The 13,457-nt window shown below is 68.6% G+C and carries 13 protein-coding genes; 5 read left to right on the forward strand and 8 right to left on the reverse strand.

Annotated features, from left to right (window positions below; translation table 11 throughout):
- The first annotated feature begins 35 nt into the window (after window positions 1–35).
- The 3 genes from ABT313_RS24620 to ABT313_RS24630 all read left to right on the forward strand — a co-directional run bounded on the left by ABT313_RS24620 (window position 36) and on the right by ABT313_RS24630 (window position 4,043).
- The gene (locus ABT313_RS24620; protein WP_350858227.1) at window positions 36–704 is read left to right on the forward strand and encodes a response regulator; all 669 of its coding nucleotides are present in this window, start codon (window positions 36–38) and stop codon (window positions 702–704) included.
- A 95-nt stretch (window positions 705–799) separates the two neighbouring features.
- Window positions 800–1,579 (forward strand): ABC transporter ATP-binding protein, encoded by a 780-nt coding sequence (locus tag ABT313_RS24625; RefSeq protein WP_350858229.1) that lies wholly within the window; start codon window positions 800–802, stop codon window positions 1,577–1,579.
- Between the two features lies 1 nt (window position 1,580).
- On the forward strand, window positions 1,581–4,043 hold the full coding sequence (locus tag ABT313_RS24630; protein ID WP_350858232.1) for an ABC transporter permease: 2,463 nt from the start codon (window positions 1,581–1,583) through the stop codon (window positions 4,041–4,043).
- Window positions 4,044–4,150: 107 nt separating this feature from the next.
- Here the strand turns inward: ABT313_RS24630 and ABT313_RS24635 are convergent, their stop codons facing one another.
- Together ABT313_RS24635 and ABT313_RS24640 are read right to left on the reverse strand one after the other, a co-directional pair.
- On the reverse strand, window positions 4,151–4,516 hold the full coding sequence (locus tag ABT313_RS24635) for a VOC family protein (protein ID WP_350858235.1): 366 nt from the start codon (window positions 4,514–4,516) through the stop codon (window positions 4,151–4,153).
- On the reverse strand, window positions 4,513–5,298 hold the full coding sequence (locus ABT313_RS24640; RefSeq protein ID WP_350858238.1) for a methyltransferase domain-containing protein: 786 nt from the start codon (window positions 5,296–5,298) through the stop codon (window positions 4,513–4,515). The genes ABT313_RS24635 and ABT313_RS24640 overlap by 4 nt, the downstream gene beginning before the upstream one ends.
- A gap of 97 nt (window positions 5,299–5,395) precedes the next feature.
- On the opposite strand from ABT313_RS24640, the gene ABT313_RS24645 reads away from it, so the two are divergent.
- Window positions 5,396–5,893 carry a MarR family winged helix-turn-helix transcriptional regulator gene (locus tag ABT313_RS24645; RefSeq protein ID WP_130440594.1) on the forward strand — a complete coding sequence of 166 codons (498 nt, stop codon included), beginning with the start codon at window positions 5,396–5,398 and terminating at the stop codon, window positions 5,891–5,893.
- A 358-nt stretch (window positions 5,894–6,251) separates the two neighbouring features.
- Here ABT313_RS24645 and ABT313_RS24650 read toward each other — a convergent pair whose 3' ends face one another.
- Window positions 6,252–8,012 (reverse strand): ABC-F family ATP-binding cassette domain-containing protein, encoded by a 1,761-nt coding sequence (locus ABT313_RS24650; protein WP_502884019.1) that lies wholly within the window; start codon window positions 8,010–8,012, stop codon window positions 6,252–6,254.
- A 73-nt stretch (window positions 8,013–8,085) separates the two neighbouring features.
- Here ABT313_RS24650 and ABT313_RS24655 point away from each other — a divergent pair, with 73 nt between their 5' ends.
- Window positions 8,086–8,934: a fructosamine kinase family protein gene (locus ABT313_RS24655; protein ID WP_350858245.1), complete on the forward strand. Its 849-nt coding sequence runs from the start codon at window positions 8,086–8,088 to the stop codon at window positions 8,932–8,934.
- Here ABT313_RS24655 and ABT313_RS24660 read toward each other — a convergent pair.
- From ABT313_RS24660 to rsmA, 5 genes are all read right to left on the reverse strand, one after another.
- Window positions 8,918–10,795, reverse strand: a complete 1,878-nt coding sequence (locus ABT313_RS24660) for a GTP-binding protein (RefSeq protein WP_350858248.1) — start codon at window positions 10,793–10,795, stop codon at window positions 8,918–8,920. The two genes, ABT313_RS24655 and ABT313_RS24660, sit on opposite strands and share 17 nt — an antisense overlap.
- A gap of 148 nt (window positions 10,796–10,943) precedes the next feature.
- On the reverse strand, window positions 10,944–11,330 hold the full coding sequence (locus ABT313_RS24665; protein ID WP_350860197.1) for a type II toxin-antitoxin system VapC family toxin: 387 nt from the start codon (window positions 11,328–11,330) through the stop codon (window positions 10,944–10,946).
- A gap of 5 nt (window positions 11,331–11,335) precedes the next feature.
- Window positions 11,336–11,590 carry a type II toxin-antitoxin system Phd/YefM family antitoxin gene (locus tag ABT313_RS24670; protein WP_350858250.1) on the reverse strand — a complete coding sequence of 85 codons (255 nt, stop codon included), beginning with the start codon at window positions 11,588–11,590 and terminating at the stop codon, window positions 11,336–11,338.
- Window positions 11,591–11,621: 31 nt separating this feature from the next.
- The gene (locus ABT313_RS24675) at window positions 11,622–12,554 is read right to left on the reverse strand and encodes a 4-(cytidine 5'-diphospho)-2-C-methyl-D-erythritol kinase (protein WP_350858253.1); all 933 of its coding nucleotides are present in this window, start codon (window positions 12,552–12,554) and stop codon (window positions 11,622–11,624) included.
- A gap of 18 nt (window positions 12,555–12,572) precedes the next feature.
- Window positions 12,573–13,451 carry a 16S rRNA (adenine(1518)-N(6)/adenine(1519)-N(6))-dimethyltransferase RsmA gene (gene rsmA, locus ABT313_RS24680; RefSeq protein WP_350858256.1) on the reverse strand — a complete coding sequence of 293 codons (879 nt, stop codon included), beginning with the start codon at window positions 13,449–13,451 and terminating at the stop codon, window positions 12,573–12,575.
- Window positions 13,452–13,457 lie beyond the last annotated feature (6 nt).

The following is a 13,457-nucleotide window of genomic DNA, read 5'->3' on the forward strand; positions in this document are numbered from 1 at the left end:
GTGCACGCCGGAGCCGAGCGAAGCGAGGTGGAGGCGTGGACGACGACGTGATCCGGGTGTTCCTCGTGGACGATCAGGAACTCGTCAGAGCAGGTTTCACGATGCTGGTGGACTCCCAGGCGGACATGCGGGTGGTCGGGCAGGCCGGCGACGGCGGCGAGGCGGTCGAGAAGATCCAGGTCACCGCGTGCGACGTGGTGCTGATGGACGTCCGGATGCCGCGACTGGACGGCGTGGAGGCCACCAGAAGGCTCCAGTCGTTGCCAGAGGCACCGAAGGTGATCGTGCTCACGACCTTCGACCTGGACGAGTACGCGTTCGCCGCGATCAAGGCCGGCGCGGCCGGCTTCCTGCTCAAGAACACCCCGCCGGCCGACCTGCTGTCCGCGATCCGCCAGGTGCACTCCGGCGACGCCGTGGTCTCCCCCAGTACGACGAAACGCCTGCTCGAGCACTTCGCCGGCGCGCTGCCCGACGCGGACACCGAGCGGCCCGATCTCAAAGAGCTGACCGCCCGCGAGCGCGAGGTCCTGGTCGAGGTGGCCCGCGGTCTGTCGAACACCGAGATCGCCAAGCTCTTCACGTTGTCCGAGGCAACGGTCAAGACGCATATCGGCCGCATCCTGGCCAAGACCGGCCTCCGGGACCGGGTCGCGCTCGTCGTCCTGGGGTACGAAACGGGTCTGGTCAGACCCACCAAGTAATACCCAGGTAGGACCCGCACTCCCCACTCTGGTCCGACGTAACCGGGCGCGGCGATCACTAACTTCTTGGTGAAACCTCAAGACCAAGGAGTGACATGAGCTTGCAGACCGGAGAGCTTGCGGCCGGGCGGTTGCCGCAGGACGGGGAACCGCGGACCGCGATCCGGGCGCACGAGCTGCGCAAGGTGTACGGACAGGGCGACACCGCGGTCGCGGCGCTCGACGGCGTCTCGGTGGACTTCGGCGTCGGCCAGTTCACCGCGATCATGGGCCCGTCCGGGTCCGGCAAGTCGACGCTGATGCACTGCCTGGCCGGCCTCGACACGCCGACCGGCGGTCAGGTCCTGCTCGGCGAGACCGAGCTGACCCGGCTGCCCGACTCCGAGCTGACCAAGATCCGCCGGGACCGGGTCGGCTTCGTGTTCCAGTCGTTCAACCTGCTCCCGATGCTGACGGCCAAGGACAACATCCTGCTGCCGCTGGAGCTCGGCAACCGCAAGCCCGACCAGCAGTGGCTCGACACGCTGATCGACGTACTCGGTCTCGAGGACCGGCTCACGCACCGGCCGTCGGAGCTGTCCGGCGGTCAGCAGCAGCGGGTCGCGGTCGCGCGGGCTCTGGTCGGGCGGCCGGAGGTCGTGTTCGCCGACGAGCCGACCGGCAACCTGGACTCGCGGTCCGGCGCCGAGGTGCTCGGCTTCTTGCGCCGTTCGGTCCGTGAGTTCGGCCAGACCGTGGTGATGGTCACCCACGACCCGCTGGCCGCGTCGTACGCCGACCGCGTCGTGATGCTTGCCGACGGCAAGCTTGCGGGCGAACTGCGGCAGCCGACCCCGGAGAGCGTCCTCGACGCCCTGCGCCAGCTGGGAGCCTGACGTGCGACGTTCCATCCTCTCCTCGCTGCGCGCCCACGTGGGCCGCCTGGTCGCCGCGTGCCTGGCGATCGTCCTCGGGGTCGGTTTCGGTTCGCTGGCGATGATCGTGCACTCGTCCGCCTCACACGGCGTAGACGAGACGATCGGCGCGCAGTACAAGGGTGTCGACGCCGTCGTCTACCCGGACCAGTCGACGATCTCCCCGGCCGACATCGCGAACGTGCAGAAACTGCCGCAGGCCGCATCGGTGGCCACGCTGACGACGGCGTACATGGAGGTTTCGTACCCGGACCTGGTCCGGCCGACCACGCTCCCGATCGACGCGCTGTACGACACCACCCACATCGCCGGTCCCGGCACCTCCTCCGGTCGGTTGCCAACTGCAACGAACGAGATCGCGCTGCCGGCCCGCGCCGCGGCCAAGCACAAGGTAACCGTCGGTCAGACGCTGCGGATCAGCTCGTACGACGACAAGTCCTGGAACGTCACCGTCGTCGGCCTGCTTGACGACTCGAAGTACGTCGGTACGGCGTCCGCGGTCGCAACTCCGGCCGCGGTGAAGATCTTCGAACCGGGGGCCTTCGTCCGCGGGATCGCGATCGCGGCCAAGCCCGGCGTCACCCAGCAGCAGCTGGCCGATGCTGCGGGACCCGTTGTTTCCAAGGGCTTGGAGACCTTCACCGGGGCGGGCTTCATCGAGCACGAGGTGAAGAGCTACACCAACGGCATCGACGTCCTCGGCGGCGTGTTCGGGATGTTCGCCGTCATCGCCCTGTTCGTCGCGTGTCTGGTGATCAGCAACACCTTCACGATCGTGATCGCGCAGCGCACCCGTGAGATGGCGCTGCTGCGCTGCGTCGGCGCGTCCCGCCGGCAGGTGTTCTCCTCCGTAATCGCGGAGGCGAGCGTCGTCGGCGTGATCGCATCCGCGATCGGTGTGGTCTTCGGCGTCGCGCTCTCCGCGCTGGGGCTGACGCTGTCCCGCGAGTTCGACTGGGGCATCCCGCCGCTGCCGCTGCACCTGGACCTGTCGTCGGTGTTCCTGCCGCTGCTGCTCGGCACCGTGGCGACCCTGGTCGCTGCCGTCGTACCAGCGCGTCGGGCGACCAAGGTGGCGCCGCTCGCAGCGCTGCGTCCCGAGGCTGCTCCGGCGGCCGCGTCCAAGGCCGGGGTCCTGCGTTTGATCCTGGGCTTCCTGCTCCTTCTCGGCGGCGGCCTGCTGCTCGCGGCCGGCGCGGCATCGCACCAGGTCATCGTCGGTGTCGCCGGCGGCGCGATCTCGTTCCTCGGCATCCTCGCGGTCGGCTCGCTGCTCGTGCCGGCGCTCATCCGCGTCATCGGCGCACTGCCCGCTCGTCAAGGTGGGGTGCCGGCGAGGATCGCGGTCGCGAACGCGGTCCGGAACCCGAAGCGTACGGCGGCCACGACGTCCGCGCTGCTCATCGGCGTGACGCTGATCAGCCTGACCTGCGTCGGGATCGCCTCGGTGCAGAAGACGTTCGATGTCTCGATGAACGGCCAGTACCCGGTCGACCTGATGGTGACGACGTACAAGGAGAAGATGCCGGCCAACGCCGAGCAGCAGCTCCGCGACATCAAGGGCATCACGCAGGTGGTCCCGGTCAGCCAGGTGCTGGTGAAGTCCGGCGGCCAAGAGGTCCAGGTGACCGGCATCGACCCGGCGAAGGCCGGTTCCGTCATCCACAACCCGGAGGCGGCCGCCAAGCTCAAGCCGGGTACGGCGCTGCTGGACCGGTCGACGATGATCATGCTGAAGCTCGAGGACGGGTCGCCGCTGACGATCGTGTCCGGACAGCACCGGCTGAGCGTCACGGCCCAGCGGGCGACCGGGCTCGACCCGATCACCGTCAGCTCGTCCGATCTCGCCAAGCTGGCACCGACCGCGGCGGTGACCGGGTTCTGGCTGGCATCGGACCCGAAGGCGGACGGCTCGGACGTGATCGACGCCGTGGACCAGTCGATCCCGACCGTGAAGGACCTGTCCGTCACCGGCGGTCTGGCCGAGCGGACCAGCTACACGAAGGTCTTCGACGTACTGCTGATCGTCGGTGTCGGGCTGCTCGGGGTCTCGGTGCTGATCGCACTGGTCGGCGTCGGTAACACGCTCAGCCTGTCGGTCCTCGAGCGGACGCGGGAGAACGCGCTGCTCCGCGCGATGGGCCTGTCCCGCCGCCAACTGCGCCGGATGCTCGCGGTCGAATCGTTGCTGATGGCACTCGTCGCGGCCGGCCTCGGAATCGTGCTCGGCCTCGTCTACGGCTGGACCGGGACGAGCGCGCTGATGGGCGGCCAGACCGTCGACGGCGGCGTCGAGTACGCCGTACCCGGCACGCTGCTGATCATCATCGCCGCAGTGGCCGCGGTCGCCGGCCTGCTCGCCTCGGTCCTGCCCGCCCGCCGGGCCGCGAAGGTCGCACCGGCCGGCGCGCTGGCGACCGAATGAGCCAGCGGCTCGCCCGGCCTGAGGGGGCCGGGCGAGCCGCTTGCACCTCTACCTCGCTTCGCTCGGCGCCGGCGCAAGCGGTGCGCGCTGTGCTTTTGGTTCACTCGCTACGCTCGCTCACGCACGATCTCGATCCGATTCCCGTGTCCGTCAGCAGTGTGAAAGCGCCGACGGCCCGGGATCGTTTCGTTGTCCCACGTGACCGGATAGCCGAGGCCCGCCAGTCTGCCGGCCAACGAGTCCAGGTCGTCCACGGCCAACGCCGGATGCGCCTTCTTCGCCGGAGTGAACCCCGCCTCCACCCCGACATGGATCTCCGCCTCGCCGGCCTTGAACCAGCACCCACCGCGAGCCTTGAGCAACTCCGGCTTCTCGACCTCGGTCATCCCGAGCGCCTCGCCGTAGAACGCCCGCGCCAGGTCCTCACCGCCCGGCGGGCACGACACCTGCACATGATCGAGTCGCATGCTCATCCCTTCTTCTGCGCCACCGCGAAGATCCGGCGGAACGGCAGCAGCGTCCCGTACGGCTTCTGCGGATAAGCCTCCGCCAGCCGAGCGCCGTACTCCGCCTCGAACTGCTTCCGCAGGTCGTCCGGCAACGACTGCAGCACCGGCCGCGCTCCAGTCCCCTTCACCCACTCCAGTACGGCGTTGTCGCCCGCGAGCACGTGGAAGTACGTCGTCTCCCACGCGTCCACCACGCACCCCTCCGCGCTGAGCACGTCGACGTACTCCGCCGGGCCGGGCACGTCCGGGCGGAGCGACGCGTCCTTCGCGAACTCGGCGTACGGCTCGGTCTCGGCGAGCTCACGCAGGATCGCGTGCGACGGCGCGTTCCCGTTGCCCGGGATCTGGATCGCCAGCCATCCGCCCGGACGCAACGCACGCACGAACCCGGGCAGCAGCTCGACCTGCTCCGGGATCCACTGCAGCGTGGCGTTCGTGACGATCACATCGAGCGATCCCGGCTCGGCGGCCCACTCACGGACATCGCCCAGCTCGAAGCTCAGGTGGTCGTCCGCGTACTCCGCTGCCGCCTCGAGCATCTGCGGCGAGCTGTCGATGCCGCGGATCACGGCATCCGGCCAGACCTCGCGCAGCGTCGCCGTCAGCGCGCCCGGACCGCAGCCGAGATCCACGACGGTCCGTGCGTCGGTCGCCCGCACCCGCTCGACCAGGTCGCGGAACGGGCGGGCCCGCTCGTCGGCGTACGTGCCGTACTGCACTGGACTCCACACCGGTGACGTCCGCATCGGTCTGCACCTCTCTCCACGATTTATCTTGACATCGAGATACTCTAGACCTGCGACTTGTCTTGATGTCAAGAGTCTTGATGGGTAGTCTCGAACCATGGAGGACGAGGTCGATCGGCTGATCGAGGCCTGGCGCCGGGAGCGCCCCGACCTCGACGTGGCGCCGATGGAGGTGCTGTCCCGGGTCAGCCGGCTCGCGCGGCACCTGGATCGCGCCCGCAGTCAGGCGTTCGACACCCACGGCCTGGAGTCGTGGGAGTTCGACGTACTCGCGGCATTGCGCCGGGCCGGTGCGCCGTACCAGCTCTCCCCCGGCAAGCTGCTCAAGGAAACCCTGGTCACGTCCGGCACGATGACGAACCGGGTCGACCGGCTCGCCGCGCGCGGCCTGGTCGAGCGCCTGCCGGACCCGTCCGACCGCCGCGGCGTGCTCGTCCAACTGACCACCGCCGGGCGTGACGCAGTCGACGCGGCGATGGCCGATCTGCTCACCCACGAGCGCGCGCTGCTGGGATCGCTCAGCGAGCGCGACCAGCAGAAGATCGCCCGCGTACTGCGCGAGCTGGTCCGCCCGTTCGATCTCGAAAAGCATTGACAATAGCCACACAAACGCGCAGCGGAATTGTGCCGGAATAATCCGAAAAGACGACCCGTCACTTCTGCCCGGCCCCGATCGTTGCTAGTTGCAACGAGATCGAGAGATTGCTGTAGCCGACCACTATCGACACTGAGTGAGCACCCGCACTAGGGTCATCACCGTCGGTGGCTGACCGACTACAAACTGTCAGATCACGGTGACTTCGGCGGCAAGAGGTGGTCCGCCGAAAGTGGCCGCGCGGTGTCCGGGGCTCGGGGCCCGAACAACGCCGGCCGGCACGGGGCCCGCTCACCCAGAGCTCGGCGCCCCCTCCGAATCACAGGGGATCGGAGGGGCGCCGCGGCTCGTCCCCGGTCTACTCCGCGAGTTCGGCGGCCTCGAACCAGGCCGTTTCCAGCTCGGCCCGTTCGTCGGCGAGCTTGCGCAGCTCGGTGTCCAGCTCGGCCAGCCGCTCGTAGTCGCTGGCACTCGCGGCCAGCTGGTCGTGCAGCTTCGCCTCGGTCTCGGTGAGTTTGGCCAGCTGCCGCTCGATCCGGTTCAGCTCTTTCTTCGCCGCCCGTGCCGCTGCCGGGTCGACCGACAAATTACTGGACATCTCCGGCGCCGGTGTCAACGCATTTGACGGTGCCCGCCGCGGAATTCCGGCCTCGAGTTCATCGAGATACTGTTCGACGCCGCGCGGCAGATGCCGCACCTGGCCGTCGCCCATGATCGCGTAAACCATGTCGCTCACGCGCTCGAGGAAGTACCGGTCGTGGGTGACCGTGACGACGACGCCCGGCCAGCTGTCGAGGAAGTCCTCCAGCACGGTCAGCGTCTCGACGTCCAGGTCGTTGGTCGGTTCGTCGAGGATCAGCACGTTCGGCTCGTCGAGCAGGATGCGCAGCAGCTGCAACCGGCGCCGCTCGCCACCGGACAGGTCCGAGATCCGGGTGGTCAGCTTGTCCCCGGTGAACCCGAAGCGCTCCAGCAGCTGCGATGACGTCAGCTCACCGCCTCGCCCGGCCAGCGCCGCCGTACGGCGGATGGCGGTGATGTGCTCGAGCACCGTGTCCGCGCCGTCGACCTCGTCGAGGGTCTGGGACAGGTTCGCGACGCGGACGGTCTTGCCCTGCTTGACCAGGCCGCGGTCCGGGGCGAGCTGACCGGTGAGGACCTTCAAGAACGTCGTCTTGCCGGCGCCGTTCGGGCCGAGCAGCCCGATCCGGTCGGCCGGGCCGAGGCGGAAGGTGACGTGGTTGAGCATCACCCGATCGCCGAAGCTCAGGCTGACGTCCTCGACATCGAACACGTCCTTGCCGAGCCGGGCCGTTGCCAACTGCGACAGGGCGAGCTTGTCGCGGGGCGGCGGCTCGTTCTCGATCAGGGCGTTCGCCGCGTCGATCCGGAACTTCGGCTTGGTGGACCGCGCCGGCGCACCACGGCGCAGCCAGGCGAGCTCCTTCTTCAGGAGGTTCTGCCGCTTGGTCTCGGTAACCTGCGCGGAACGGGACCGCTCGGCCTTCGCCAGCACATACGCGGCGTACCCACCGTCGTACGACGAGACCTGGCCGCCCTGCACCTCCCACGTGACCGTGCAGACCGCGTCCAGGAACCAGCGGTCGTGGGTGACGACGATGAGGGCGCCCGCACGGTCGACCACGTGTTCGGCCAGCCAGCTGACCGCCTCGATGTCAAGGTGGTTGGTGGGCTCGTCGAGGACGAGCAGATCGACCTCGGTCAGCAACAGCCTCGCGAGCGACGCACGACGGCGCTCGCCACCGCTCAGGCTGCCGACGAGCGCCTGGTGGTCGACCTCGCCGAGCAAGTGCTCCATCACCGAGCGTGCGCGCGGATCGGCAGCCCAGGTGTAGGTCTCGACATCGCCGAGCACCGCGTGCAGCACGGTCTGCCCGGGGTCGAGGTCGTCGCTCTGCCCGAGGTACCCGAGCCGCAGGTCGCGGTTGTGCGTGATCCGGCCGCTGTCGGGCTCCTCACGCCTCGCCAGGACCTGTAGAAGCGTCGATTTGCCGTCGCCGTTCCGCCCGACCACGCCGGCCCGCTCTCCGCGCCCGATCCCGAGGGTGACCGAGTCGAGCAACGTCCGGGTGCCGAAGCCTTTGGAAACAGCTTCCATATTGACCAAGTTAGGTGCCGCCATAACGGGCCCCAGGGTATCCGACCGGTCCGCAGGTGCCAGGATCGTCCAGGTGCTGAATCCTGCGTGGCTCGAAGGGTTGTCCCTGGGAGACCCGATCGCGGCCGATCCGCTGGAGGGCGGGTACGCCAGCCGGACCTACCGCGTGCGTACGTCGCTGGGCCGGACCGTAGTCGTGAAGACCCAGGACGACCTGCCGTCCGATCTGTATCCGCTCGAGGCGGACGGCCTCGACGCGCTGCGGGTCGCGGGCGGGTTCGCCGTACCGGAGGTGCTGCGGGTCACGTCGTCGTTCATCGTGCTCGCGGATCTGGGGACAGCGGCCGCGTCGCCGACGTACTGGGAGGATGCCGGGCGGGCGTTGGCACTGCAGCATCAGCAGACGGCGGACAAGTTCGGGTACGAGCAGGACAACTACCTCGGCACGCTGCCGCAGCGGAACCCGTGGACGACCGACGGGCACGCGTTCTTCGCCGAGCAGCGGCTGCTCCGGTACCTCGAGGAGCCCAACTGCTCCGGGCAACTCCCGTCAGCCGATCGCCGCCGGCTGGAACGCATCGCCGGCCGCCTGCCGGAACTGGTCCCCGACCAGCCGCCGTCACTCCTGCACGGTGACCTCTGGCACGGCAACCTCCTGCCCGGCCCCGACGGCCAGCCCGGCATGATCGATCCGGCCGTCAACTACGGCTGGCCCGAAGCCGACCTGGCCACCCTGCTCATCTACGGCAACCTGTCGGACACCTTCTTCTCGGCGTACGAGGAGATGCACCCGCTGGCCGACGGCTGGCGTGCGCGGATGCCGCTCCTGCACCTGCGTGAACTCCTCTGCATCACGGCCCACTGGCCCGACCGTCCGCAGACCGTCGCCGAGATCCACACGATCCTCAAGAGCTTCGATTGAGGTTGAGCACGTACTCCTTCTGATTGAGGGGGTTGCCGTCGGTTCGCGACCGGGTGGGCGCCGGGCCGGAGACCGGTTGGTAGGTGTGGAACGTGGTGGCGAGGAGACCTTCGCCGTGGCTCAGGGACGGCAGCAGACTCTCGAACGGATGGGTGGTCGCCGCCGGGATTGTGCCCTCCAAGTGGGCCTGCGTCTCGGTCAGGGTGGTCTGGGAGACGAGACCGCGGTGTTCGGCGACGTGGGCGAGAAGGCGTGACACCGTGTCGGCCGGAACGTCGAGCTCGAAGTGGTTGACCGGCTCGAGGACCGTCGTACCGGCTCGGGCGATCGCCTCCAGCAGGACGAGCGGCACCAGCCGCCGGAAGTCACCGGCCGTCGTGCCGACGCTGTCGTAGGCCGTATGCGTGAGGTCGACCCGGATGTTCGGGATCTCCCAGCCGTACAGGCCTTGATGGAGTGTCTGGCGTACGGTCTCCTCGATCGCGGTATGGAACGCGCGCGGCAGCCCGCCGAGCTCGACCACCAGGTTGTACTCGATGCCCTCGGCAACCGGTGCGACGTGGAACCCGACGCCGGCCAGCCACAAGTTGCCCGGCGCCATCATCTCGCGGACCGCGTCACCCTCGCCGTCGAGCCGTTCGACATGGATCGGCGTGGTCTCGCTGAACGTGACGTCGACGCCGTACTCCGTGGCCAGCAAGGACGCGATGACCTCCTTCTGCACCTCGCCGTACAGGCTGACGGTGATGTCGTCGGCCTTTCGGACCCGGATCAGCGGGTCCTGCTCGGCCAGCTGCGTGAGCGCCTGGAACAGCTTGACCCGGTCCCGCGCACTCACCACCGTCTCCAGCGTCGGCGGCGCGAACAACCGTCCGACCTGCTTGGTCCGCACCCCGAGTTGGTCGCCGATCTGGATCTCCTTCAGCCCGCGCAAGGCGACGATCTGCCCCGCTTCGGCCCGATCGACCGGCCGGCCGGAGACCTCGATGGCGCTCGGACGAGCCTGGTACTCCGCGCCGTGCACCGGATGTACGTCGACGTACGTGCGCGCCGCCAAGGTCCCGGCGAACATCCGCGCGAGCGCCAGCTTCTGGCCCGCCGCGCCACGCTCGACCTTGAAAACCCTCGCCCGCAAAGGGTCCTCCGGCGATTGGGTTGCCCTAGGCAACCACGACTTGATGCCCTCGATCACCTCGGGTACGCCGACGCCGGTCATCGCGGACCCGAAGTACACCGGATGTACCCACGCCTTCGCGACCTGGCGCCGCAGCTCGCCGGCGACGTCCAGCGCAGCGCCGGACAGGTAGCGCTCGAGGAAGTCGTCGTTGCGCTCAGCAAGCATCTCGGCGAGCGGCTCGTCGTCGAGTGGCGCCAGGCGGGCGGAGCGGGTGCCGAGGTCCGTGACTCCGACCATCGGCACGACGGCCGGCGTCAACAAGCGCTTGATATCGCCCAGCAGGTCGTCGTACCGCGCGCCGACGCGGTCGATCTTGTTCACGAACAGCAGCGTCGGGATGCGCAACCGGCCCAGCGTGCGCATCAGCAACCGGGTCTGGGGCTGCACGCCCTCGACCGCGGAGATCACCAGCACCGCGCCGTCGAGCACGGACAGTGCCCGCTCCACCTCGGCGATGAAGTCGGAGTGTCCCGGGGTGTCGATCAGGTTGACCGGCAGGTCGCCGAGAGCGAACGACACCACCGCCGAGCGGATCGTGATGCCACGTTTCCGCTCGAGATCCATCGTGTCGGTCTGGGTGTTCCCGTCGTCGACCCGGCCGACCCGGTCGATGACTCCGGCGGCGTACAGCAGCCGCTCGGTCAGGCTGGTCTTACCGGCGTCGACATGCGCCACAATGCCCATCGTCAGAGAGTTCAAGAGTCCTCGCGAATGCGTCGAAACGATCAGAACCACTGAGGTCGATCGATCCGCGGCGCATCCCGGTCTCCTGTCTCTCCAATAAGGGCCAACCGGACCGTAACACCACACCCACGGCGCGGACGAGCTATTTTCAGGCTTTGAGGATCGGTACGTCGTACCGATGGATCAACCCGTCGCGAGTCACCAGCGTCAATTTCTCGGCAAGAGCCTGCGCCACGAGCATCCGGTCAAAGGGATCCCGATGGATCGCCGGCAGCCGCCCGGCGAGGTCCGCGTGCGCCATGGAGATCGGCAACTCGCTGAGACCTCCACGCTCGATCCATTCCAGCAGGTTGTCCGGCAGTTTGATCTTTCCGGCAGCCTGCTTGATCGAGAGTTCCCAGACAGACGCAGCACTGACATAGACATCGAGTTCCGTGTCGATCCGGTTTCTGAGCTCGTCCGACAGTTCAGGACTGGCTTGTAGCCACCAGATCAGCACATGCGTGTCGAGCAGAAGACGCGCTGCCCCGGACATTTCCGTCACGAGGGAATGCCGAAGTCGTCGGCGATCTGTGCGTTCGTCTCAGCTGAATCCCAGTCGTCAGCCATGCTGATCTGACCGGCCAGCGAGCCCCATCCAGTGCGCCGACGAGCAGTAGGCAGTGGAACTACCTTTGCAACAGGATGCCCAGCACGGCTGATGATGACTTCTTCGCCGTGCTCAACCCGCTCGATGATCCGAGACAACTGAGTCTTGGCTTCATGAATGTTGTACTGCGGAGCCGGCTCGCCCATCACTCCTCCTTAGTCCACTTGGCTAAGTGTACTAGTGACTGACGATGGCCGGGAGGATTCGGGCGCCGGGGACGGGGCCTTCGGCCTGGCGGACCATGCGGCAGAGGCCGGATTCGGCGAGTTCTACGGCGAGGTCGACTGCGCTGCGGCTGTCGGCGGCGAGGAACAGGCAGGTGGGGCCCGAGCCGGAGATCTGGGCGGCCAGTGCGCCCTGGTCGAGGCCGAACTGGAGCGTGTCGCCCAGTTCCGGCCGCAACGACAGCGCGGCCGCCTGCAGGTCGTTGCTGAGAGCAACCGCGAGGGCGCCGGGCTGACCGGAGAGCAGCGCGGACAGCAGCTCCGGCCGGACCTGTGGCGCCTCGACGCGGCGCAGCGGGCGCAGGCGGTCCAGTTCGCCGTACACCTCGGGGGTCGACAGGCCGCCGTCCGCGATCGCGAACACCCAGTGGAACGTCCCGCGGGACATCACCTCGGTGACCTGCTCGCCGCGGCCCTGACCGAGCGCCGTGTGCCCGACCAGACAGAACGGCACGTCACTGCCGAGCTCCGCCGCGTGATGCTGCAGCTCGGTCTGCGTCAGCTGCAGGCCCCAGAGCCGGTTACAGGCGACCAGGGTCGCCGCGGCGTCGGTCGATCCGCCGGCCATCCCGCCGGCCACCGGGATCGTCTTGCGGATCGTCAGGTCGACACCCTCGTCGACGTCGTACTCCGCCTGCAGCAGCCGGGCCGCCTTCACCGCGAGGTTCGTCTCGTCGGTCGGTACGTCGTCCGCGAAGTCCCCCACGATCTCGACCGACACCTCGCCGTCGTCGTCGCGGACCTGCGCGGTGACGTCGTCGTACAGGGCAACGGCCTGGTACACCGTGGCGACGGGGTGGAACCCGTCCGGGCGCGGCGGACCGACCGACAGACCGAGATTGATCTTGGCCGGTGCCCGCACCGTGACCTCAACAGAAGGTGGCACGTCGCACAGGCTAGTGCCTCAGGCAGTTCTAGCCGCACCGGCGAGCGCGGCGAACTCTGTGATGCCGAGCATCTCGCCGCGTAGTTGCGGGTCGATACCGGTTGCCGCGAACACCTCGTCCAGCCGCGCGCGGTCCGGCATCCAGCGGGCCAGCGCGGACCGGATCGTCTTACGCCGCTGGGAGAACGCGGCCTCGATCACCGCGAACACCTCCTCGCGGCCGGCCGGCGTGTCCGGCGGATCGCGTCGTTCGAAGGCAACCAGTCCGGAGTCCACATTCGGTGCCGGCCAGAACACATTCCGTCCGATCGGCCCGGCGCGCCGCACGTCGGCGTACCAGGCGGCCTTGGCGGACGGTACGCCGTACGTCCGCGAGCCGGGCGGGGCGGCCAGGCGGTCCGCTACCTCGGACTGCACCATCACGAGCCCGTGGCGTAGCGAGTCGGACACGCGGAGCAGGTGCAGCAGGACGGGTACGGCGACGTTGTACGGGAGATTCGCCACGCAGGCGGTCGGCGTACCGATCTCGGCCGGAGTCACGTCCATCGCGTCGGCCTCGACCACGGTCAGCGAGGCGGCCTGGTCGGGCGCGTACGTCGCGATCGTGGACGGGAGCGCCTGCGCGAGCAGCGGGTCGATCTCGACCGCGGTGACCGGGTGCCCCTCGGCGAGCAGCGCCAGGGTCAATGAGCCGAGCCCCGGGCCGACTTCCAGCACGGTCTCGCCGGCGGTCAGGTCGGCGGCACGCACGATCCGGCGGACCGTGTTCGGGTCGATGACGAAGTTCTGGCCCCGCTGCTTGGTCGGACGGACGCCGAGCGAAGCGGCCAGCGAACGCACGTCAGCCGGACCGAGAAGCCTCGGTCCGGCTGATGTGGATGAATCAGACGAGCTCACGCCAGT

This window comes from Kribbella sp. NPDC000426 (assembly GCF_040300265.1).
Lineage (GTDB): Bacteria > Actinomycetota > Actinomycetes > Propionibacteriales > Kribbellaceae > Kribbella.

Excerpts from the sequence above, each read along its gene's own strand:
- ABT313_RS24645 (WP_130440594.1), top strand. The coding sequence starts at position 5,396 with ATGGAGGACGAGGTCGATCGGCTGATCGAGGCCTGGCGCCGGGAGCGC.
- ABT313_RS24660 (WP_350858248.1), bottom strand. The coding sequence starts at position 10,795 with ATGGGCATTGTGGCGCATGTCGACGCCGGTAAGACCAGCCTGACCGAG.
- ABT313_RS24635 (WP_350858235.1), bottom strand. The coding sequence starts at position 4,516 with ATGAGCATGCGACTCGATCATGTGCAGGTGTCGTGCCCGCCGGGCGGT.
- ABT313_RS24640 (WP_350858238.1), bottom strand. The coding sequence starts at position 5,298 with ATGCGGACGTCACCGGTGTGGAGTCCAGTGCAGTACGGCACGTACGCC.
- ABT313_RS24670 (WP_350858250.1), bottom strand. The coding sequence starts at position 11,590 with ATGGGCGAGCCGGCTCCGCAGTACAACATTCATGAAGCCAAGACTCAG.
- ABT313_RS24665 (WP_350860197.1), bottom strand. The coding sequence starts at position 11,330 with ATGTCCGGGGCAGCGCGTCTTCTGCTCGACACGCATGTGCTGATCTGG.
- ABT313_RS24650 (WP_502884019.1), bottom strand. The coding sequence starts at position 8,012 with ATGGAAGCTGTTTCCAAAGGCTTCGGCACCCGGACGTTGCTCGACTCG.
- ABT313_RS24625 (WP_350858229.1), top strand. The coding sequence starts at position 800 with ATGAGCTTGCAGACCGGAGAGCTTGCGGCCGGGCGGTTGCCGCAGGAC.